The sequence below is a fragment of the Microbacterium maritypicum genome, from assembly GCF_041529975.1.
Lineage (GTDB): Bacteria > Actinomycetota > Actinomycetes > Actinomycetales > Microbacteriaceae > Microbacterium.
In genome coordinates this window covers 3,010,313-3,031,326 of the sequence record NZ_CP168030.1, presented here as the reverse complement: position 1 = coordinate 3,031,326, position 21,014 = coordinate 3,010,313, and the positions used below count along the sequence as shown (strand labels likewise).

Annotated in this window: 21 protein-coding genes; 11 read left to right on the top strand and 10 right to left on the bottom strand. The window is 69.2% G+C overall.

Annotation, left to right across the window (positions count from 1 at the left end; all coding sequences use genetic code 11):
* Window positions 1-105 precede the first annotated feature (105 nt).
* The 3 genes from ACCO44_RS14725 to ACCO44_RS14715 all read left to right on the top strand — a co-directional run bounded on the left by ACCO44_RS14725 (window position 106) and on the right by ACCO44_RS14715 (window position 1,837).
* Window positions 106-582, top strand: coding sequence for a carboxymuconolactone decarboxylase family protein (locus ACCO44_RS14725; protein ID WP_029261916.1), 477 nt, complete (start codon window positions 106-108; stop codon window positions 580-582).
* Window positions 582-1,292 (top strand): tyrosine-protein phosphatase, encoded by a 711-nt coding sequence (locus tag ACCO44_RS14720; RefSeq protein WP_029261915.1) that lies wholly within the window; start codon window positions 582-584, stop codon window positions 1,290-1,292. Before ACCO44_RS14725 ends, ACCO44_RS14720 begins: the two co-directional genes overlap by 1 nt.
* Before the next feature lie 74 nt (window positions 1,293-1,366).
* Window positions 1,367-1,837 (top strand): SIP domain-containing protein, encoded by a 471-nt coding sequence (locus ACCO44_RS14715; protein ID WP_262000743.1) that lies wholly within the window; start codon window positions 1,367-1,369, stop codon window positions 1,835-1,837.
* Window positions 1,838-1,853: 16 nt separating this feature from the next.
* On the opposite strand, the gene ACCO44_RS14710 is transcribed toward ACCO44_RS14715, so the two are convergent.
* The 4 genes from ACCO44_RS14710 to ACCO44_RS14695 form a co-directional block, all read right to left on the bottom strand.
* Window positions 1,854-2,297 carry a hypothetical protein gene (locus ACCO44_RS14710; RefSeq protein ID WP_029261913.1) on the bottom strand — a complete coding sequence of 148 codons (444 nt, stop codon included), beginning with the start codon at window positions 2,295-2,297 and terminating at the stop codon, window positions 1,854-1,856.
* Entirely contained in the window at window positions 2,294-3,097 is an 804-nt protein-coding gene (locus ACCO44_RS14705) for an arginase family protein (protein WP_372467113.1), read from the bottom strand. Before ACCO44_RS14705 ends, ACCO44_RS14710 begins: the two co-directional genes overlap by 4 nt.
* Window positions 3,098-3,162: 65 nt before the next feature.
* Entirely contained in the window at window positions 3,163-3,906 is a 744-nt protein-coding gene (locus ACCO44_RS14700) for a PspA/IM30 family protein (protein WP_029261911.1), read from the bottom strand.
* Window positions 3,907-3,964: 58 nt separating this feature from the next.
* Window positions 3,965-6,007: a TPM domain-containing protein gene (locus ACCO44_RS14695; RefSeq protein ID WP_372467111.1), complete on the bottom strand. Its 2,043-nt coding sequence runs from the start codon at window positions 6,005-6,007 to the stop codon at window positions 3,965-3,967.
* Between the two features lie 122 nt (window positions 6,008-6,129).
* Here ACCO44_RS14695 and ACCO44_RS14690 point away from each other — a divergent pair, with 122 nt between their 5' ends.
* From ACCO44_RS14690 to ACCO44_RS14670, 5 genes are all read left to right on the top strand, one after another.
* Window positions 6,130-6,969, top strand: coding sequence for a DUF3097 domain-containing protein (locus tag ACCO44_RS14690; protein WP_372467110.1), 840 nt, complete (start codon window positions 6,130-6,132; stop codon window positions 6,967-6,969).
* 53 nt (window positions 6,970-7,022) lie between these two features.
* Window positions 7,023-7,748, top strand: coding sequence for a tRNA (guanosine(46)-N7)-methyltransferase TrmB (gene trmB, locus ACCO44_RS14685; RefSeq protein ID WP_372467109.1), 726 nt, complete (start codon window positions 7,023-7,025; stop codon window positions 7,746-7,748).
* Window positions 7,745-8,635 carry a CPBP family intramembrane glutamic endopeptidase gene (locus ACCO44_RS14680; RefSeq protein ID WP_029261907.1) on the top strand — a complete coding sequence of 297 codons (891 nt, stop codon included), beginning with the start codon at window positions 7,745-7,747 and terminating at the stop codon, window positions 8,633-8,635. Before trmB ends, ACCO44_RS14680 begins: the two co-directional genes overlap by 4 nt.
* 12 nt (window positions 8,636-8,647) lie before the next feature.
* Window positions 8,648-9,040 (top strand): DUF1304 domain-containing protein, encoded by a 393-nt coding sequence (locus tag ACCO44_RS14675; protein ID WP_105709705.1) that lies wholly within the window; start codon window positions 8,648-8,650, stop codon window positions 9,038-9,040.
* A 64-nt stretch (window positions 9,041-9,104) separates the two neighbouring features.
* Window positions 9,105-10,181 carry a DNA polymerase IV gene (locus ACCO44_RS14670; protein ID WP_372467108.1) on the top strand — a complete coding sequence of 359 codons (1,077 nt, stop codon included), beginning with the start codon at window positions 9,105-9,107 and terminating at the stop codon, window positions 10,179-10,181.
* Window positions 10,182-10,218: 37 nt separating this feature from the next.
* On the opposite strand, the gene ACCO44_RS14665 is transcribed toward ACCO44_RS14670, so the two are convergent.
* From ACCO44_RS14665 to ACCO44_RS14655, 3 genes are read right to left on the bottom strand one after another with little or no spacing between them, the layout of a single operon-like run.
* A complete protein-coding gene (locus tag ACCO44_RS14665; RefSeq protein ID WP_372467106.1) occupies window positions 10,219-10,620 on the bottom strand; it encodes a RidA family protein in 402 nt (133 codons plus the stop codon).
* Between the two features lie 55 nt (window positions 10,621-10,675).
* The gene (locus tag ACCO44_RS14660) at window positions 10,676-11,653 is read right to left on the bottom strand and encodes a zinc-binding dehydrogenase (RefSeq protein ID WP_372467105.1); all 978 of its coding nucleotides are present in this window, start codon (window positions 11,651-11,653) and stop codon (window positions 10,676-10,678) included.
* A 26-nt stretch (window positions 11,654-11,679) separates the two neighbouring features.
* Window positions 11,680-12,147, bottom strand: coding sequence for a MarR family winged helix-turn-helix transcriptional regulator (locus ACCO44_RS14655; RefSeq protein WP_372467104.1), 468 nt, complete (start codon window positions 12,145-12,147; stop codon window positions 11,680-11,682).
* Window positions 12,148-12,300: 153 nt separating this feature from the next.
* Here ACCO44_RS14655 and ACCO44_RS14650 point away from each other — a divergent pair, with 153 nt between their 5' ends.
* From ACCO44_RS14650 to ACCO44_RS14640, 3 genes are all read left to right on the top strand, one after another.
* Complete coding sequence (locus ACCO44_RS14650) at window positions 12,301-13,974, top strand: SulP family inorganic anion transporter (RefSeq protein ID WP_372467103.1); 1,674 nt, start codon at window positions 12,301-12,303, stop codon at window positions 13,972-13,974.
* Window positions 13,975-14,094: 120 nt separating this feature from the next.
* Window positions 14,095-15,075 (top strand): FUSC family protein, encoded by a 981-nt coding sequence (locus ACCO44_RS14645; RefSeq protein WP_231481856.1) that lies wholly within the window; start codon window positions 14,095-14,097, stop codon window positions 15,073-15,075.
* 98 nt (window positions 15,076-15,173) lie between these two features.
* Complete coding sequence (locus tag ACCO44_RS14640; protein ID WP_372467102.1) at window positions 15,174-17,765, top strand: LuxR C-terminal-related transcriptional regulator; 2,592 nt, start codon at window positions 15,174-15,176, stop codon at window positions 17,763-17,765.
* A 21-nt stretch (window positions 17,766-17,786) separates the two neighbouring features.
* On the opposite strand, the gene ACCO44_RS14635 is transcribed toward ACCO44_RS14640, so the two are convergent.
* Genes ACCO44_RS14635 through ACCO44_RS14625 form a run of 3 tightly spaced genes read right to left on the bottom strand, consistent with a single transcriptional unit; the run spans window position 17,787 to window position 20,902 of the window.
* Window positions 17,787-18,503, bottom strand: coding sequence for a GAP family protein (locus ACCO44_RS14635; RefSeq protein WP_372467101.1), 717 nt, complete (start codon window positions 18,501-18,503; stop codon window positions 17,787-17,789).
* A 48-nt stretch (window positions 18,504-18,551) separates the two neighbouring features.
* Window positions 18,552-19,223, bottom strand: a complete 672-nt coding sequence (locus ACCO44_RS14630) for a GAP family protein (protein WP_372467100.1) — start codon at window positions 19,221-19,223, stop codon at window positions 18,552-18,554.
* A complete protein-coding gene (locus ACCO44_RS14625; protein WP_372467097.1) occupies window positions 19,223-20,902 on the bottom strand; it encodes a SulP family inorganic anion transporter in 1,680 nt (559 codons plus the stop codon). The genes ACCO44_RS14630 and ACCO44_RS14625 overlap by 1 nt, the downstream gene beginning before the upstream one ends.
* Window positions 20,903-21,014: the final 112 nt, after the last annotated feature.

Sequence of the window (21,014 nt, the reverse complement as noted above, 5' to 3'; positions counted from 1 at the left end):
GCTTGGCTTTATGTCGCGCATAGCGCCCTTTGGTGTGGCGTTGTGCATTCTTCGTCGTCGACGCGAGCCACGACCGCGAGGGCGAGCGCCGAATATCATGGAGTCATGAGTGAGACGCGTGTGCACCTGTCCAAGACCGAGCCGACCGCGTATCAGGCGCTCGATGCGTTCTCGAAGACCGTCGGGCAGATCTGCGCGGCGAACGGCATCGACGATCGCCTCAAAGAGATCGTCATGATCCACTGCTCGCAGCTCAACGGGTGCGCATACTGCGCCCGCATCCACGTCGACCGCGCCGTCGCCGCCGGCATCGACACCGACACGCTCACCCAGATCCCTACCTGGCGCGAGAGCGGCGTGTTCAGCGAGCGCGAGCGCGCCGCCCTCGAGCTCGCCGAGGCGTTCACTTTCATCTCCGAGGACGGAGTCTCCGACGAGGTGTACGACCTGGTCGGCAGCGTCTTCACAGAGAAGGAGTACGCGGCGCTCAGCTGGGCGTGCGTCTCCATCAACGCGTTCAACCGCGTCGTGATCGCCGGACGCTATCCGGTTCCCGCCCGGACTCCGCAGGCGCAGGCGTGATGATCCTCGACGTTGACGGGGTCACCAACGTCCGCGATGTCGGCGGCATCCCGACGTCGGGCGGCCGCATCCGGGCGGGCGTGCTGCTGCGGTCGGGTCAGCTTTCGGGCGCCACGACGAACGGAGCGGCCGTGCTCCGTGCGACGGTGCAGCACATCGTCGACCTCCGCGACGGCGAGGAGGTGGCGGCGGAGCCCACCGAGATCGAGGGACCGGACACCACGCACCTCCCGCTGTTCCTGGGCTCGGTCCGGTCGTTCTTCGAAGCCGACACGAGCCTCGACGATCTCTACCTGCATCTGCTGGAGGAGAGTGGGGAGCGCCTGGTCGAGGCCATCCGCATCATCGCAGCAGGGGCGCCCACCCTGGTGCACTGCACAGTCGGCAAGGACCGCACGGGGGTCACGGTGGCCCTCGCCCTCTCCGCCGTCGGCGCCGATCGTGAGGCCGTGATCGCCGACTACGCACTCACGGAGTCGCAGCTGCCGGCTGAGCGTTCGCGGCGCATCGCCGCGTACCTCCGCGCCGAGCACCCCGAGGCGGTGCATGCGGTGGCCCTCGCGACGCAGTCGCCCGCTTCGGTGATGCGGAGTCTGCTGGAGCAGGTCGATGAGCGCTGGGGTTCCGCCGCGGGTTACCTGCGGGCCAACGGGATGACCGAGGCGGAGCTCTCCGCGCTGACCGCCGCCCTCGTCGAGCCGACCGAGTAGCGCGCATCGGGACCGCGCCCGGCCCGAGGAAGCAAGGTAAGGCAAGCCTTCACTTGGTGTACCATGAGAGCATCATGAACACCTCGCTCGAGACTCGCAGCACGCGCGCAGCACGCCGCGCGGCACGTCAGCGCGCGCACCACCTGGTGACGGCGGACGAACAGTCCCTCACCGAGCTCGAGGTCTTCCTGACGACGCTGCCGCTGTGCGCCTCCGGCCGCATCTTCATCGAGGTGCCCACGGTAGCCGATATCGGCGTGATCGAGGCTCCGGGACGGATGACCGTCACGTGGCTCGCGCGCGAGCAGCGTTCCGGTGCTCCCGGCAGTGGCCGCGCCTGCGCCCCCGGTCAGGCCCTGGCACGCGCGACCTGCGCGTGGGCCGACGAGATGATGTGCGACGACGAGATCGAGACGCGCGTCACGCTGCTCGGTGGCTACCTGGGCACCGCCGACATCGTCGAACACCTGACGAGCGCGCTGCAGGTCTCGCCCGCACTCATCCGCACCCCCGAGCGCTTCGGCCTGCTGCCCGCCGACCGCTGACCACGCGAGCGCGGCGTCAGCGCGACCGGCGCACGTAGTTGCCGTCTTCCAGCCCCGCCTCGATCTCGAAGCGGTTGCGCAGAGGATCCCGGCCGGCGAACAGATACAGCACCGGCATCAGGAAGCCGTAGCGGAGCCACTGCTCCTTGTGCACGGCCTCGTGACGCAGGACGGCATCGCTCGGGCGGGCGTCACCGGTGAGGAAGCACCCGCCGACGCACACGCCCCCACGGTTGAAGGTCCAGCTCGGCATGCCCCGGAAGATCCACAGCCCGGCCCGCCTCTCGACGGGGCCGGTGCTCCACAGCGAACCCCAGAGCCACCCGACAGCCGTGCCCCAGGCGTAGCCGAGGCGACTGATCGGCGAACGCAGCAGGAACGCGGGGATCCGACGGTCGAGGCGACGCCCGCGGGCCAGCGCCTCGTCGGCGGCAGGACGCCAGTCCGCAGCCGGGTTCACGCCACGGCTCCGACCAACCGGAGCAGTGCTCCGAGGTCGTCGACCGCATCGGCCGGCGTTCGCGGGGCGAATCCGGCGATCGTCGCGCCGGCCAGTGGGATCTCGGTGCGCAGCGCGCGGATGGCAGTGCTCAGCGCTGCGGGGGAGAGCCCGAACGGCACGGAGGAGGAGACACCGGCGAAGTCGGAGGGGTCGAGCACATCCACGTCGATGTGGACCCAGACCCGTGATGCCCCGGTCGCTCTGACCGCGTCGAGCAGCGCATCGGGTTGTTCGAGGTCGTCGACCGAGAGGTTCGTCAGACCCTCGAGGGGGGCGACCTCGGCGTCGTCGAGATTGCGCACGCCCACGGTTACCACCCGGTCGGCGCGGATCGCGGGGGAGAGGACGAGCTGCTCCTCGCCCTCGCCGAGCAGGGCGCGCAACGCCATTCCGGAGAAGGCTCCGGAGGGAGAGGTATCGGGCGTATGGAGGTCGGCGTGGGCGTCGCACCACACGACGGCGAGATCGTCGGTGCCGCCGGGGAGTGCATCGATCGCGGCGACGGTGATGCTGCAGTCGCCGCCGATCACGACCGTATCCGAGTCGATGTGCCCGTGGGTGAGCTCGCGTGTGCGCAGCAGCGCGCTCAGGCGGCGCACCCCGGTGCCGAGGGATTCACCCGCCTCGACCGGCACCTCCAGCACGGTCGTGGCTGCACGGGGAAGGTCTCCGGCGATGGCTGCGGCACCGTCGACGAGGAGCATCGCGCGCGGTGCGGGGGAACCCTGCCACTGCGGGATGACGAGGAATCGCACCATGGGTGCCTCCGAGAAGAAGAGCGCGGATGTCCCGGGCGCACGGCCCGGGACACCCGCTGGTGGTGTCAGTTGCCTTCGATGGCCTGACGGGGAGCGCTGCCGCCGGCCTTGAGCTCGGCGAGACGCGCCTCGACCTCGGTCAGCTCGCCGAGGTCTTCCAGGCTCTCGAACTGCGCGTCGAGGCTGGACGCCGCGAGCTCGATCTTGCCCTGAGCGATGGCCTCCTGGCGACGGACCTTGTCCTCGAACCGGCCCAGCTCGCTGGTGGGGTCGAGCACGTTGATCGAGCCCACTGCGTCCTGCACCTTGGTCTGCGCCTCGGCGACCTTGGCGCGCGCGAGAAGCTCGCTGCGCTTGTTCTTGAGCTCGACGAGCTTGTCCTTCATGCCGTTGAGGCCGCTCTTGAGCTTGTCGACGATCTCGGTCTGTGCCGCGATCTGCGGCTCGGCGCCGGTCGCCTCGCGCTCGGCGCTGATCTGGCGCTGCAGCGCGATCTTGGCGAGGTTGTCGAACTTGTCGGCGTCGGTGGCGTCGCCGCTCTTGCGCATCTCGTCGGCCTTGCGGCTGGCGGCGAGGGCCTTGTTGCCCCACTCGGTCGCGGCCTGGACATCTTCCTCGTGGTCACGCTCGAGGAGTCGCAGGTTGCCGATGGTCTCGGCGATCGCGGACTCGGCGTCGGCGATGCTGTTCGTGTAGTCGCGAACGAGCTGGTCGATCATCTTCTGCGGGTCTTCCGCGGAGTCCAGGAGGGAGTTGATGTTCGCGCGGACGAGGGTCGAGATACGTCCGAAGATGGACTGCTTGGTCATGCGTGGTTCCTTTCAGAGGGCGTCTTCGAGAGCTTGGCGTAAATGTCTGTGTGGCGGATCAGAAGCGTCTACCTCCGGATCGACCGCTGCGGCCTCCACCGCCGCGGGATCCCCCGCCGCCGAAACCGGAGCTGCGGAAGCCGCCGCCCCCGGAGGAGCGCCAGCCGCTGCTGTTGCTTCGACGGGACGACCCGCCGCCACCGCCGGCGAGGAGTCCGCCGATGATGCCGCCGAGGATGTCCCCGCCGATTCCGGAACCGCCGGACGAGGAGGTGGATCCGCCGAACGGGCTGCCCCAGCCGCTGTCGTACCCGGGCGGGTTGTACGCCTGGACGTCGGATTGCGCGGCGGAAGTGGCCTGGCCGGCGAGGGCGAGTGCGCGGTTGGCCTCGGCCAGAGACGCCTCGGGGTCGGTGGCGCGCAGGTTCAACGCCTGGGTGAGACTGGCCTCGGCGTTGGCGAGCCGGGTTCGTGCAGTCGAGCCGACCGTGCCGCGGCGGGTCTCGATGAACTCGCGCGCCGCACGGATCTCGGAATTCGCCTGCGCGAGGGTCTGCTCGAGCATCTGCTGCACGCGGCGCGAGCGCTCGACGCCTTCTCTGCCCTGGGCGATTGCCGCATCGATCTGGGCGTTCGCGGTGCTCAGCGCCTCGAGTACCCGCTGCGGATTGCGCTTCGTGCTGGCGAGGTCGGCCTGCGCCAGTTGGAGCTGCTGCGCGGTCGCGGAGGAGGCCGCCGCGATCGCACCGGTCGTATCGGGCAGCTGCTGTGCCGCGGCGAGGTCGGCCTGTAGTTCCGTGACCAGCGCCTGCGACTGTGTCTCGATGGCGGCCAGCTCGGCGCCCAAGGTCGAGACCGCTTGGGCGAGCTGGGCGGCCTGTGCGACCGACTGCTCGGCGGTGCGGATCGCGAAGGCGGCTTCGCCGGATCGGCCGGCCGCGATCGCCTGGGCGGCCGCCTCGATCGAGCGGTCGGCCAGGTCGGCGCGCTCCTGTGCCTGCGCGGGGTTGTCCGCGACCGTGCTCAGGGCTGCCGGGTCATACGTCGCCGACAGTGCGGACAGAGCCGGTGCGGCGGCGGCGAGGATCGGGGTCAGAGCCGCGCGTTCGCCGCGGACCCTCTCGAGTTCCTGCGGCGCATTCTGCTCGAGTTTGCGAAGGGCATCGAAGGCCTCGGTGTTGTCGTCGAGCACATCGTCGATCTCTTCGGCGATCCGGATGATGCGGATGTGCCAGGCCCGACGGTCGTGGATCGTGTCCTCGATCTCGTCGTCGAGCTTCTGCTTGAGGTCGAAGGCCTCAGCGATCTTGGCCTTCGCCGCGTCGACGACGCGGGTGAACTCCTCGGTGGCGCCCTCGCCGAACTGCGCGACCGCGAAGCCGAGCTCTTCCTTGCTCGAGGTGATGGCGTCATCGGCCTGCACGAGTGCGAGCCCGGCCTGCGTTTCGACCTGCTCGTCGGTGAGGGTGGAGAACGGATCAGCGGGGTCGGGTGTCTCCGGCATCGCGCCGCGTCGGCGGATCTCGGCCTTGCGCCGCGCGCGTCGGACGAGCGCGACGATGAGCCAGATGAGCAGAGCGGCGACGATGATCGCGACGACGATGAGGGTGACGCGGAGCGCTCCGGCACCTCCGTCTCCCTGGATCTCATCGGCGGCGAGAGTGATCGCCCCGACCCAGTCGCCGTCGGCGGCGAGCGGGACCATCTTGTCTTCGATGGCGTCGAGCTGGTCGAAGCTCACCGGCCCGTCGGGCGCCGCCGAGATGTAGTAGCTGCGGCCGTCCACCGCGATCGCGAGGAGATACTGCTCGCTGCCGAGGTTGTTGCTGTCGGCGACGGTGTCGGCCCACTGCACGTTGTCGCTCGGGTTGGTGAAGTCGTCCACCAGCACGACGAACAGATCGGCGTTCGAGTTGGCGGTCAGCTCCTCGAGCCGGGCCTCGACAGTGGCTTCTTCATCGGCGCTGAGCACGTCGGCCTGGTCGGTGACGTAGCCGGAATCGAGGGTGAGCGGATCGGTGGCGGATGCCGCGGACGCGGTGAACGCTCCTGCCACGGCGGCCAGCGCGAGTGCGGCCAGCGTGAGCCACCGTTTCGTCATCGTGTTCCCTCCGACCGGCAGCCGAGCCCCATGCCATGAGTCTATGCACAGAGCCCGACACGCGACAGCACCAGCGGCGGGTTCGCCGTTCGCCCTCAGCGGAGGCACATACCCTGGAAGGCATGGACGACATGTACGGTTCGGATGTGCTGGCGACAGGCTGGCGCGACCGCGGCGCGAAGAAGGTGCCGCAGGTCGCGGCGGAGGCGGATCTGGTCGTGGAGGTCGCCGATGACGGCTTCTGCGGCGCGGTCACCCGCGTGCAGGCCGGCAACGTCGAGCTGGAGGATCGCGTCGGCCGTCGACGCCTGTTCCCCCTCGGTGGCGGGTTCCTCATCGACGGCGCACCGGTGCGGCTCGTCGTGCCGGCGGCGAAGGAACAGGGTCCGCGGCGCACCGCATCCGGATCGTTCGTCGTCGCGGATCAGCGCGCACGCGTCGCGCTGCCCAGTCGCATCCTCGTCGAGGGCAGGCACGATGCCGAGCTGGTGGAGAAGGTCTGGGGCGCCGATCTGCGCGTCGAGGGCGTGGTCGTCGAGTTCCTGCAGGGCGTCGATCTGCTCGACGATCTGCTGAGCGCCGAGCCGCCCAGCGCCACCCGCCGATACGGCGTGCTCGTCGACCACCTCGTGCCCGGTTCCAAGGAGACCAGGATCGCGCAGGCCATCGCGCGCGGCCCGCACGGCCGGCACCTCCGCATCGTCGGGCACCCCTTCATCGACGTCTGGCAGTGCGTCACCCCACGAGCCCTGGGCATCGCGAAGTGGCCGGAGGTCCCGCGCGGGATCGAGTGGAAGGTCGGGATCTGCCGGGCCTTCGGGTGGCCCCATGAGACACAGGCCGACATCGCCCGCGCGTGGCAGCACATCCTCTCGAAGGTGACCACCTACCGGGACCTGGAACCCGCGCTGCTCGGCCGTGTGGAGGAGCTCATCGACTTCGTCACGGCCCCGGCGGGCTGACGCCTCCCCGACGGACGCAGGGAGCGCGGGGCGCCGACGACTACCCTGGAATCATGCCCGAACCCCGTACCTTCCGAGACGAGCCGGTGTCGTTCGTACGCCGCAGCGGCCGGATGTCCGAGGCGCAGGAGCGCGCCTTCACCGAGCTCGGCCCGCACTACCTGCTCGACGTCCCGCGCGACGTCGCCTGGACCTCGGTGCATCCGGAGGCCCGCCTCGATCCGGCGACGGAGTACGGCCGTGCCGCCGACCTCTATGTGGAGATCGGCTCCGGGCAGGGGCACGCGATCGTCGCGGCGGCCTCCTCCCGTCCCGATGACGACTTCCTCGCCGTCGAGGTCTTCCGTGCCGGCCTCGCCCGGACGATGCTCGATGCCGACAGGGCGGGTGCCCGAAACGTCCGCGTCGTCGAGGCGAACGCACCCGAGGTTCTCTCGTCGTACCTTCCCGAGGCTGCGGCACGCGAGGTGTGGATCTTCTTCCCCGACCCGTGGCACAAGAAGAAGCACACCAAGCGGCGTCTGGTGCGGCCGGGATTCGGCGACACTGCGGCGAGGTCGCTGAAAGACGGCGGCCTGCTGCGTCTCGCGACCGACTGGGAGGACTACGCCCTGCAGATGCGCGAGGTGCTCGACGCCGAACCGCTGTTCGAGCGCGCGTTCGACGGGGAGTGGGCCGAGCGCTTCGACGGCCGGGTGATGACCGCGTTCGAGCGCAAGGGCATCGCGAAGGGGCGCGACATCCGCGATCTGGTCTACCGGCGCCGGGCGCGCCCGTGACCGAGGTCCGGCGGGAGACGACGCTGCGCCTCGCCTTCGTGCCGGCGTTACTCGTCTGTGCCGCTGCTCCGGCGTTCTTCGTGCTGGAGATCCCGTGGCTGGGCTGGGCGCTGCTCGCCCTGGGGATCCTGGTCGCCTGGCTGCTCGAACGCGGCCGGCCGGCTGAGGACCAGGTCGTGAGCATGGGTGCACGGCGGGAGACCGCGAAGGTGATCGGCGTGCATCGGCCGCCCTCGCTCACCAGGGACCTCTCCCTGATCGCCGTCGGCCTGCTGATCGTCAGCGTCATCCCGCTCGCCGCCGAACTCGACAACCTGGCGATGCTGCGTTTCACGCTCGCGCTGGGCGGTGCGGTCGCGGTGCCCTACGTCATCTCCCGGTTCGTCTACCGCGACCGCGCCATCAGCTTCCCGTGGCGCACGCACCGTCGATGGGGTCGTCTGCAGTGGGGATGGCTGGTGGCGGTGCTGATCCTGGGGTGGTTGATCCTGCCCTTCTACTTCATCACCAGCGGCGTCTACCAGAACTGGCCCGTCGTCGACACGCCCGAGCTCATCGCCCGGCTCTTCGTCGGAGTCGGCGCCGTGGGCATCTGGGACGAGCTGTTCTTCATCTGCACGGTGTTCGCGCTGCTGCGGCGTCACTTCCCGAACCTGGTCGCGAACCTGCTGCAGGCGATCGTGTTCGTCTCGTTCCTCTGGGAGCTGGGGTACCGCGAGTGGGGTCCGCTGCTGACGATCCCGTTCGCGCTGCTGCAGGGCTACATCTTCCTGCGCACCCATTCGCTCGCCTACGTCGTCACCGTGCACCTGCTGTTCGACGCCGTGGTGTTCGCGGTGCTCGTGCATGCGCACAACCCCGGGCTGCTGCCGATCTTCCTGGTCTGACAGAATCAGCACATGCTCATCGTCGGTCTCGTCCTCGCCGCAGCCGCCGCTGCGTTCCACGTCTTCATCTTCGCGCTCGAGTCGCTGCGGTGGACCGAGCCGGAGACGAGGAAGATCTTCGGCGTCGCCAGCGAGGCGGATGCCGTCACGATGAAGCAGCTGGCCTTCAACCAGGGCTTCTACAACCTCTTCCTCGCACTCACGACCCTGCTCGGTATCGGCCTCGTGATCGTCGGTTCGGCCACCGTCGGACTGACCCTGGTGTTCGCCGGCACCGCGATGATGCTCGCCGCCGCATTGGTGCTCATCCTCTCGGACCGCGCGAAGGCGCGTGCCGCACTGATGCAGGGGACGCTCCCCCTGCTCGCCGTGGTCGTCACCGCGATCGGCGTCGCGATCGGCTGATCGCCGACCGACCGGGAGCCCGGAGCGGGGTGACACGCGCGCTTCCAGCCGCCACACTCGTTGCATGGCCGACTGGGTGCTGCACGTGGACATGGATCAGTTCATCGCCGCGGTCGAGGTGCTGCGCAGACCGGAGCTCGCCGGGCTCCCGGTGATCGTGGGCGGACGCGGTGACCCCACGGAGCGTGCCGTCGTATCGACCGCATCCTACGAAGCGCGCGCGTACGGCATCGGTTCGGGGATGCCGCTCAAGATCGCGGCACGCAAAGCCCCGGAGAACGCCGTCTTCCTGCCCGTGGACCAGGAAACGTACGCGGTCGCCTCCGGCGAGGTGATGGCCGCGCTCCGGTCGCTGCCCGACGTGGTGCTCGAGGTCATCGGGTGGGATGAGTGCTTCCTCGGTGTGACGACGGAGGACCCGGAGCGGATCGCCACCGCTGCACAGGCGGCCGTGCTGGCCGCGACTGAGCTGCACTGCTCCGTCGGCATCGGGGACAACAAGGTGCGTGCCAAGATCGCGACCGAGTTCGGAAAGCCGCGCGGGATCTTCCGGCTGACGGCGGAGAACTGGTTCGAGGTGATGGGCGACAAGCCCACCCGTGACCTGTGGGGCGTCGGCTCCAAGGTGCAGAAGCGACTGGCCGCGCACGGGATCACGACGGTCCGAGAACTCGCGGACGCCGACGAGCAGGCGCTCGTCGCGGAGTTCGGTCCGCGGATGGGGGTCTGGTATCACGGGCTCGGCTCGGGGCTCGGGCCGAGCGTCGTCGACGACACGCCGTGGGTGGCACGCAGCCACAGTCGTGAGACGACCTACCAGCAGAACCTCACGACGACCGCGCAGGTCACCGCCGCCGTCCGGGAACTCGCCGTTCAGGCCTTCGACGACTGCGCCGCTGAAGGAAGACCCGTCGTCCGCGCGCATCTCAAAGTGCGGTACGCGCCGTTCGAGACGAAGACGCTCGGGCGCAAGCTCTCTGCACCGACGACCGATCCGGAGGAGTTCTTGGCGGCCGCCCTCGCGCTTGCCAAGACCCTCGACACTGAGCGGGAGGTGCGTCTCCTGGGCGTGCGCGCGGAGATGACGATGCCCGACGAGGGCGACACCGCGGAGCGGACGCCGGTCCGAGGGAGGATCTGAGCCGGCAGTCGGGACGTGGCACCCGCGGCCCCGGGGATCAGCCTCGGACGACGGCAGCGACTGCGCTCACTTCGATGAGGGCACCGGGAACCCCCAGGCCGGCGACGAGAGCCGCCGTGACCAGAGGCGGTGCGCCTTCTCGCGCGAGCCTGGAGGCGACCGCGCCGTACGCCGCGCGCAGGTCGGCGTCTTGATGGATCAGGACTGTCCAGCTGATCACGTCGTCGAGTCCGGCGCCGGCGGACTCCAGCGCGATGCGGGCGTTCTCGACGGCGCGCAGCGATTGGTCGGCGGCATCGGACGAGACCATCGCTCCGGTGGCATCGATGCCGTTCTGGCCGCCGACGTAGATCGTGGTCGCGCCCGGCGGCACGACGGCGACGTGGCTGAATGCGGGACTGACGACGAGCCCTTCGGGGCTGGCGAGTGTGATCTCCATGCCCACACTCTGCACCGGGGCTCCGACGTGCGGAACCCCGATGTCGAGATGCGGATCAGAAGCGCAGCAGCACCTTTCCGATGCGCCCGGCGGTGTTGCTCGCCTGCACAGCCGCGCCGATGTCGGCGGCGTCGAAGATGCCTGCGACCGGAAGGGTCAGGGTGCCGTCGGTGACCCGCTGGACCAGTTCGCCGAACAGCTCGCCGCGTGTGCCGGGGTCGAGGCTGGGCATGACCTTGCTGCCCCAGAAGCCCTTCACCGTCGCCTGCTTGAAGATGACGTCGGACGAGGCGATCTCCATCGTGGGGGAGTCCATGGCTCCGAATGCCACGAGCGTGCCGCCCTCGGCAAGGAGCGACAGCACGTCGCCCGCCGAAGACCCGCCGACGGAGTCGACGCCCGCGACGATCGGTGCGCCGCCGGTGATCTGCGCGACCTGATCCCGCCAGTCGTCCTGGTCCGTGGCGATGACACCTTCGATGCCCTGGGTCCGGAGCTCCTCGATGCCGGCGGTGCGACGGACGAGTCCGAGGACGTTGACGCCGCGGGCGGCGCCGAGCTGGGCGAGCATGCGGCCCACCGCGCCGTTGGCCGCATTCTGCACGATCCACTCGCCCGGCTGCACGTCGAGGAAACGCAGCAGGGTGATCGTGCTGAACGGCATGGAGACCAGCTGCGCTGCGTCCTCGTCCGAGAGGGCGTCGGGCACGGGGATCAGACCTGCGGCGTTCGCGAGGAAGTACTCCGACCATGCGCCGAACGTACCGCCCGTCGCGACGCGCTGGCCGACGGCGAGGTGATCGACGCCCGCACCGAGAGCGTCGACGATGCCGACCGCCTCGGTGCCCGAAGCCGCGGGGAGGTCGGGCTTGAAGCCGTACGTGCCGCGGACGGTCCACAGATCGTGGTTGTGGATGGGGGAGAGGACCGTCCGAAGACGAACCTGGCCGGCGCCGGGCTCGGGCAGGGGGCGGTCTTCGATTCGGAGGACCTGCTCGGGATCGCCGAACGTCGGGTGGATGAGTGCGCGCATGGGACTTCCTTTTCGGGTGGAGGGGTTCAGTGGGTGGCGTCCGCCGGGGCGGGCGCGGAGAGACTCGCGGTGAGGAGCTGGAGCCGCGCGGTGATGTCGTGCAGTTCGGCGATGAGCTCGCGCCGACGGTCGTCGTCGCTCAGCCCGGCAGCTTCGGCGACCGCACCGTGGATCGGGGCGACCTCGGTGCGAAGTGCCTGGCCGCGTTCGGTGAGCTGTACGGTCACGACCCGTTCGTCGGCCTCGCCTCGGACTCGGGTGACGAGTCCCGCCTGTTCCAGACGACGCACGAGGGGCGAGAGCGTGCCGGAGTCGAGTCGCATCACCGCCCCGAGCGAGCTGATGGTCTGCTCTCCTTCGAGCCACAGTGCGGCCAGCACGAGATACTGCGGATAGGTCAGCCCCCAGGGGGCGAGGAGTGTGCGGTACGCCTGCGTGGTCGCGCGTGATGCGGAGTACAGCGAGAAGCACACCATCTCGTCGGTCATGGCCATGCGATGAGTATTGCACGCAAGTAAGTTGTGCACAACTTAAAGCGGGTGGCCCGCCTTGGCGAAGGGCCACCCCTGCAGGGTGAGATGCGGTTCATGGTGAGTCCCGACCGCAGTACGCTCGGCCGGACGACCACACGGAGGCAGGAGGATGCAGTGACCAGACCGTCCTGGCTGTTCAGCACGCTGGCGGGTTACCAGACCAGATGGGTCGTCCGAGACGTGGTCGCCGGACTCTCGGCCGGTGCCGTGGTGGTCCCGCAGGCGATGGCGTACGCGACGATCGCGAACCTTCCCGTCCAGATGGGGCTGTACACGTGCATCGTGCCGATGGTGGTCTACGCCGCCCTCGGAGGCAGCCGGGCGATGAGCGTCTCGACGACCTCGACGATCGCGACGCTCACGGCGACGACCCTCGTCTCCGCCGGGGTCGCAGCCGGCGCGGAGGACGCGATCGGCTCCCTGATGATGCTCACGCTGCTGGTCGGAATCATCCTGCTTCTCGCCCGGGTCGGCCGACTCGGCTCCCTCGTCGAGAACATCAGCGGGGCCACGGTGCTCGGACTCAAGATCGGCGTCGGCGCCACGGTGGCCGTCGGTCAGCTGCCGAAGCTGCTGGGGGAGACCTACAACTTCTCGGGGCACGGGTTCTTCCGATCGTTGGCCGCCGTCGGAGAGGCGTTCGGCAGCGTCAACTGGCCGACGGTCGCGCTGTCGGCAGGCTCGGTGGTGCTGCTGGTGGTGCTGAAGCGCTGGGTGCCGAAGGTCCCGGGGACACTCGTCGTCGTGGTCGGCGGGATCCTCCTGGTCTGGCTCGGCGGGATCGACCGACTCGGAGTGAGTCTCATCGCCGCCGTGCCGAGCGGACTGCCCGTTCCCGGATTGCCCGACCTGGCGCAGGTCACCGCGCTCGTTCCCGGTGCCCTCGCGATCGCCGTCATGGCTTTTCTCGAGTCCGCAGCCGTCGCCCGAAGCCTGCGCACCGCGGACGAACCACAGATCGACAGCAACCAGGAACTCTTCGCCACCGGTGCGGCGAACACCGTCGGCTCGTTCTTCGGCACCATGCCCGCGGCGGGTGGTTTCTCGCAGAGCGCGGTGAACCAGAGTGCCGGGGCGCGATCCCAGCTGGCGACGGTCGTCACGGTCGTGCTCGCCGTCCTGGTCGCCCTGTTCCTCGGCCCTGTCCTCAGCCTCATGCCCGAGGCCACCCTGGCCGCCATGGTCTTCGTCGCGGTCGCGGGGCTCATCAACGTCCCGGAGCTGCTGCGATGGGCTCGGATCAGCCGCGTCGACTTCTGGATCGCGCTGTCGGTCGCGATCATCGGGCTCACCGCGGGATTGTTGTCGGCCGTCGCCGTCGGCGTCGTGGTGACGCTGATCCTCGTGCTGCGCGAAGTGAACGTCCCGAGGATCCGCGTGGTGGGAAGGATCGCCGGCGTGCTCGGCATCCACCTGGAGCGCGGGCTGTACACCGCGAATGCGCTGGTCAACGAGCGCAGGCTTCTCGAGATCGTCGACGGCGAGGAAGAGGAGGTCGCGGCTCTCGTGCTCGGGATGAGGCAGCAGGAGGTCATGACCATCACCGTGCTCGAGGCGCTCGAGAACCTCGACCGGGAGCTCGCACAGCGCGACACGGAGCTTCACCTGGCCGCGCTCCCTGAACCGGCCGCCGCTGTCGCCGGACGCACGCCGTGGTTCACGGCGCTGCGCGCGGCCGGTCGCGTGCACGACACCGTGCGGGAGGGGATGGCGACGGCCGCCACCGCCCATCGCCCAGCGGCGGCGGGAGGCGGCGTTCACCCTGGTGAACTCGATGATGCACGCTGACGGCTGATCGAGCGGTGCCTAGGCTGAGCCGTGAGGGCGAATGGCGGGAGACCGCCGTCGGCGAACAAGGGGGACGGGCATGCGGAGAGGCATTCGGATCGCGTCGGCGAGGCGGTCGGGGTGGATGACCAGGCCGGCCTGACCTGGCAGTGGGCGAGGTTCGGTCTCGGTATCGCTTTCGCCCTGCCCGCGATGGTCGTCGCTCCCTTCAGCCCGACGCTCGGTCTCGCTCTCGCCGTCGGTGTTCTTCCCGCGGCGGCGTTCCGGCTTCCGCCTCGGCGACGCGGTCGCGCGGTCATCCTCCTCGTCGGAGGTCTCAGTGCGATCGGGCTGCTCGTGGGTTCGCTGCTCGCCACCGTGCCCGCCGTCGCCGTCGTCGCGGTTTTCGGCGCGGCCGTGCTCGCGTGCATCAATGCGGTGCATGGGCGCCTGGCGCAGCTCGTGCTGATCCTCGTCCTGCCGATGATCGGCATCGGTCTGAGCTTCCCCTGGTCATCGGCAGCCGTCGGGCTCGCGGGAAGTATGGTGGCGGGATCGCTGTACGCGTGGCTCGTCTCCCTGCTCTGGCCGGAGCGAGATGGCCCGCCGCCGCCCGCAGCTCCTGTGCCGCGAGGTCGGGCGATGCTGGTCTACGGGCTCCTTCTCGGTGCCGCGGCTGCGATCGCCGCCGCTGTGGGCTTCCTCCTCGATCTGCAGCACGTCGGCTGGGCGACGGCAGCGGTGCTGCTGGTGATGCGTCCTGTGCGCGGGCAACTCATATCGCGCAGCATCGGCCGGGCGATCTCGGTGCTCGTCGGCGCTTTCGCCGCCGCCGCTTTCGCAGTCCTCGCGCCGGGAGATCTCGTCATCGGCCTCGTCGCCGGCGTCGTCGTCGGTGCCCTGTGTGCGACTCAGGGGAGCCGCTGGTATGTGGCCCCGGGCTTCACGACGTTCATCGCCCTGACCTTCATCCTGGTGAACTCCACGGAGCAGCCCGGAGCACGCTTCCTCGAGCGGGCACTGGAGACACTTCTCGGCGTCGGGCTGGCGCTCTTCTTCGGGGCAGCCGTGCCGTCTCTCCTCTCGTTGCTCGCTCTTCGACGGAGGTCGCCCTCGGTCTAGACCTTCGTCCTCTCGGAAGCGCTTGAGCCCTTATCTGCGCGGTGTCATACTGCGGATATCTACTGGCCTGGCGTCGAACGATGGACCGGGGGGTTCCCATGACGGAGAGCATCGGCGACGACGATGCACCGAGGACGTTCGTCACCGAGGCGGGCGAGGATGACGTCGCGCGTCCACGACTGCTCGACCGGCTCACGGCCGCGATGGACGAGCCCTGGACCTTGACGCTCGTCACCGCCCCGGCCGGAGCCGGCAAGACCAGGCTCCTCGCCCGCTGGGCCCAGATGATCGACGCGGAACCGGACACCGCGGTGGTGTGGGTCTCGTTCCAGCGCGGTGACGTCGATCTCTCGCTTCTCCGATCGGCGCTCGAACGGATCGACGATGCGCGGCTCCAGGAGAGCCTGGCGAAGGTTCCCCGAGCGGTATCGAGCGACACGGGTCGGTCCCTCGCGCGCGTGCTGCGGGCGACCCCCCGCCGCATCGTGCTCGTCTTCGACGACGTCCACCTGATCGGCGCACCGGACCTGGCCGACATGCTGTCGGCGTTCGTCCAGGCTGTCCCCGGCAACGCACACGTCGTCCTCTCCGGGCGCGGCACGCGGCTGATCCGCGTGGCGCGGCGTCGTATCGCCGGAATCGCTCTCGACCTCGACAACGCCGATTTGGCGTTCACCCCCGCGGAGGTGCGGTCCTTCTTCCGCGCCAACGGGATCCCGGTTTCCCAGGGGGAGATCACGAAGATTCTCCAGCGGACCGAGGGCTGGGCCGCGGGACTCCGCCTCATGGTGCTCGCTGGAGCGGCGCACGCCGACATCACCGACAGCGCGCTCCGCGGGGATGCGCCGGCGCTGGTCGATTACTTCCTCGAGGAGGTCTTCGCCGACCTGGACGAGGAGCTGCGGGAGTTCCTCCTCATCACCTCCGTCCCGGAGGCGTTCTCGCTCGACCTCGCGTACCGACTCGCCCCCGGTGCTCCCGCCGCCGCGCTCGTCGAGAGATTCGTGCGGCTCAGCGTGCTGATGGGGAGGCGCGGCAGCGACCCCGTCTGGTACCACTATCACCCGCTGCTGCGGGAGTTCCTCGCTGCCCGCCTGCGGGACCGGGGGCGGGCGGTCGTCGATCGCCTCGAGAAGGAAACCGCCGAGTGGTTCGCCGAGCAGCAGGAGCATCTTCCTGCGCTGCGACACGCCACGCAGAGCTCGGATCCGGCGTGCATCTCCGTGGTTCTGCGTCGGTGCGGGATGCAACTGATCCTGACGGGGCACGCCTGCGCCGTGATCGAGGCGATCGGGACGATGCCCGCTCCGCTCCGGTCGGACCCCGCCGTGCAGATGCTGGTCGCTGCCGCGGAGCTCGCCCGCGGCGATGCCTCTGCGGCGGCAGCCGTCCTCGCGACGGTGCGCGACCAGGACGGGTCGGCGGCGACCCGTCAGTGGCTGACGGGTCTCGATCTGCACACCGCCGTGCGACGTGGGGGGATCGAGGAAGCCCTGGACCGGCTCGGACGCGCGTTCGACACGGTCACGGGAGAGAGCCAGCTCGACACCTACGCGTTCCTGCAGGCGGCGATGGGCGAGTTGTATGTCGGTCACCTGGACCGCGCCGAGCGCTATGCGCGCTCCGCTGCCGATCAGGCGCGAGCCGTCGGTGCGATCACGGCGGAGCTCCAGGCCTCCGCCGTCCTGAACACCAGTGCCCTCTTCCGGGGCAGAATGCGCGATGTCCTCGCCTCCGGGGCCCGACTGGATGCCAGATGGCGCGAACTCGGAATGCCGGACGATCCCTTCTACGAGGTGACCCGAGTGTGGCGGTACTGGGTTCCGTACGAGCGCCTGCAGGCGGTCGACGCGGAACAGACCTTCCGTGAAGCGGCCGCGATCATCGACTCGGGTTCGGAGCCGGCGATATCGAGGGGTCTGCAGGGGCTGATGGCGCTGCTGAACGCCGAAGGCGCTCCCGACCCGCGTGCGGCGGCGACCACGCTGCTCGAGACGCTGGTCCCTCGCGACGACATGCCGCTTCCTCCGCACTGGTACGCGATGCTGGGCACCTTCGCCGTGCACGCCTTCGACCGCCTGGGCGAGCCGAATCTGCGGGACCAGTTCATCGCTGACACCGAGCGCGCACTCGGCACGAGTGGTGAGGTCGTGGTCCTCCGCGCGATCGCGGCCCTGAACGATCATCGGCACGCGGTGGCGCGCGAGACGCTCGCCCCCGTTCTCGACGGCTCGATGACGTGTGCGCTGCCGGCCTCGATGGTGGACGCCTGGCTGGTCGCCGCCGCGCTCGATGTGCATGCCGGTGACTCCGAGCGGGCACAGGCCTCGCTCTCCCTGGCGCTCTCGCTGGCGGAGTCGGAGGAGCACGTCCGCCGTATCGCCGCGGCCGATCCTGCCGTGATCCGACTGCTGGGCGCGCGGGCGACCGCAGGAACCCGGACCCGCTTCGCCGACACCGTCCGTGAGCGTCTCATCGCCGCGGGGTTGCTCGTGGACACGGAACTCACGCATCGCGAACGCATCGTGCTGCTGGCGTTGAGCCGCAACGCGACGCTGCGTCAGATCGCGCAGGAGGAGTTCATCTCCCCGAACACCGTCAAGACGCACGTGCGCAACATCTACCGCAAGCTCGGCGTCTCGGACCGGGACAGTGTGACGGCGGCCGCGCACGCCCTCGGGATCGAGTAGCGCACAGAGGAAGCCGGTCACTCAGAGCAACGCCGCGAGCGCCTTCTGCAGCTGGAGGGCGCCGATCACGAGGAGCAGAGCCGCGTTGAGCACGTGTGTGTTGCCGGCGATCCACGTGCGGACGCGGTCGAGCAGTGGCTGCGCGTCCCGTCCCCGCACGACGACGTACACGACGGGGAGAGCGATCGGGAGGGTGCCCACCACGACGAAGGCGGCTGCGACCCAGACTCCCGCGGCCGGATCCACGTCGGACAGGGTGATGTCGAGCGCGGCGATGATGGCGCAGGACGCGTCGACCGGGTTCAGGACGAAGAGCCCGATGCCGAGGAGGAGCGTGCGCCCGGGGCGGAAAGACTCCACCGAATGCAGCCAGCCAGGAAGCTGGGGCGACGCGGCCACGACGTCGCGCGGAGTCGAAGCCGCGGCCATCTGCAGGACGTGCACCCGGCCCTTCCGATAGACCCAGACGGCGGAGGCGACGAGGAAGAGACCGACGAGAAGGCGGACGAGTGGCACCCACAGGGGCGGTTCGCCGCGTTGATGCACCTGGAGCACCGGGAACAGCCACAGAAAGAGCGCCATGAGTCCGGCCAGGCCCAGGAACCACCCGAGCAGATACGCGATCCCGTTGGCCCTGGCGTTCTGCGACAGCAGCACCGCGACGAGAGCCATGATCGCGAGCGGGCTCAGCACGACGCCGAGCGCGACCGGAATGAGATCCAGGATCAGCTCGCCCATCTCCGTGCTCCTCTTCTCCGAGTTCGCCCGCGCCGGTCGGTGACGGGTCTAGAAGCTTCCGATGCCCTTGCCGATCATGGACACCCCGATCACGAGCAGCAGGACGGCCATGATGACGGCGTTCTCGGTGGCGAGCCAGCCGCGCAGGGCGTCGAGCGGGCCGCGGAGGCGATCGGCGGCGATGAGATAGCCGACCACCGGGACCAGGACGGTCGAAGCGGCGATGAGGGTGTAGATGACGATCACCAGCACGATGGATCCGCCCGGAAGCGCCGCCGCGCCGATGTCGGTGCCGGCGCCCGCCGCCATGATCAGGTTCTTCGGGTTCACCGCCGACAGCAGGAAGCCGAGCCCCAGGGCGACCGGGAAGGTGATCGTGTCGATGGCCTTCATCCACTTCGGGAGGGCGGCCTCTTCACCGGCCTTCGGCCGCTTGCGCCACTGCCCGAAGGCCAGGACGAACAGGAGCAGACCGAGCACGAGCTGCACCACACCGCGGATCGGATGGGAGACGTCGGGGTCGTCCGCGGGGAGTATCGAGGACAGCAGGGTGAACACCGTGACCGCGGCCACGATGCCGACGAGCCAGCCGAGCAGGAACCCGACGCTGGTCACTCGCGCCTTCGGAGAGAGCAGCATCAGGATCGCGGCGATGATCGGTATGGGACTGATCGCGACGCCGAGTGCGAGCGGAAGCATGTCTCCGATGACGGTACCCATCACTGGTCTTCTTTCGGTAGGGATTCGCGTTCGGCCGATGACGGCACCAGACGCGTGATGGCTGAGCGGTTGGTCGAATAGACGTCCTCCGACGTCAGCAACCCGAGGCTGGTCAGTCGGTGCAGCGTGTTCGGGCGGACCCTGCTGAACGAGAGCGACACCGACCGAGCCGCGAGCCAGCCCTTGAGCGATGCGAACGATTCGGCGCCCGTGACATCGACATCGGTCACGGCCTCCATGTCGACGACGAGGTGCTGGACGGCCCCGTCGCCCGCCGAACGGATGGCGTCCTTCACCGCGGTGGAGAAGACCGCCCCGTTGGCGAAGAAGAGCGGGGCGGCCAGGCGGATGACGATCACCCCCGGAGCGGTCACGGTTCCGGCAGGAGCGTCCTCGAGCAGGGACTCGCCCGGATCACCGCTGGATTCCAGGACGTCGATCGCGGGATTCGAAGCGCGTCGCGCGATGTTGATGAGCGCGAGCACGAACGCGACGAGGATGCCCGGGATCGAGCCGATGAACAGGGTGACGAGGAAGCAGGTCGCGCCGATCAGGAACTCGAACCGGTCCTTGCGCCACAGATCGATGAAGTCGCGGATCCCGAGGAGCGGGATGATCGCGACCCCGACGATGGCACCGATGGCGGGCGAGGGGATGTCCGCCAACAGAGCGGTGCCGAAGAGGAGGAGCAGGAGCGTTCCGACGGCGAGGATCAGTGCGGGGAACTGTGTGCGCGATCCCGCCTGGTCCATGGCGGCCGTGCGCGAAGTCGACGATCCGACGGCGAAGCTGCCCTGAGCTCCCGCAGCGACGTTGGCGATGCCGAACGCGAACAGGTCCCGGTTCGCATGGAACGGGTAGCCGTGCTTCTCGGAGTAGGAGCGCGAGACCAGGAGCCCCTCAGCGGTGGTGACCAGTGTCAGCGCGATCGCGGACGGAATCAACGCGAGCCAGAGTGACCAGTCGATCATCGGCCAGGTCAGCTCTGGCGGACCCGCGGGGACTTCACCCAGAACGGCGACACCGCGTTGATCGAGACCCGTGAGGACGACCACGAGCGTCGTCGCCACGAGGACGATCAGCGCCCAGGGGATGGCGCGCAGGTACCGGCGTCCCAGCAGCAGGACCGCCACCGAGCAGACCGAGATCAGGACGGCCCAGAGATTGATGGTGGCGAGACCTCCGATGAGGTCGGCGACCTTACCCGTGAACTCCTTGCCGGAGTCGATCTTGACGCCGAGCATCTTCGCGACCTGACTCACCATGATGTCCAGTGCGAGGCCGCCGACGAATCCGACCAGGATCGGCTTCGAGAGGAAGTTCGCCAGGAATCCGAGCTTGAACACGGCGAGGAGTACGAACATGCCGCCGCAGATGATCGCCTGCGCGAGGGCGAGGGTCGCGTAATCGGCGCTGCCCGCCGCGGCGAGGCCACCGATCGACGAGGCGACGAGTGCGGCAGCCGCCGCATCAGGGGAGGCGACCAGCTGACGGGAGGAGACGACGAGGGCGTACACGATCGTCGGCACGATCAACGCGTACAGTCCCGCGGTCGGGGGAAGCCCGGCGATCTGCGCATATCCGATGTTCAAGGGGATGGCGATGGCGAGCAGCGTGACGCCGGCGGTCAGCTCCGTGAGGAAGTTGCGCCTCGTCAGCCCCGCGAGTGGACGTTGCACGTCGACTCCCTTCGGGAGCGCTCCGGACGAGCGCGTTCGCGTTCACGATCCCATCGTGGGGGTCGCGGCGACCATGCCGGGGTCGCAACCTCCTCCGGGTGATTTACCGAGA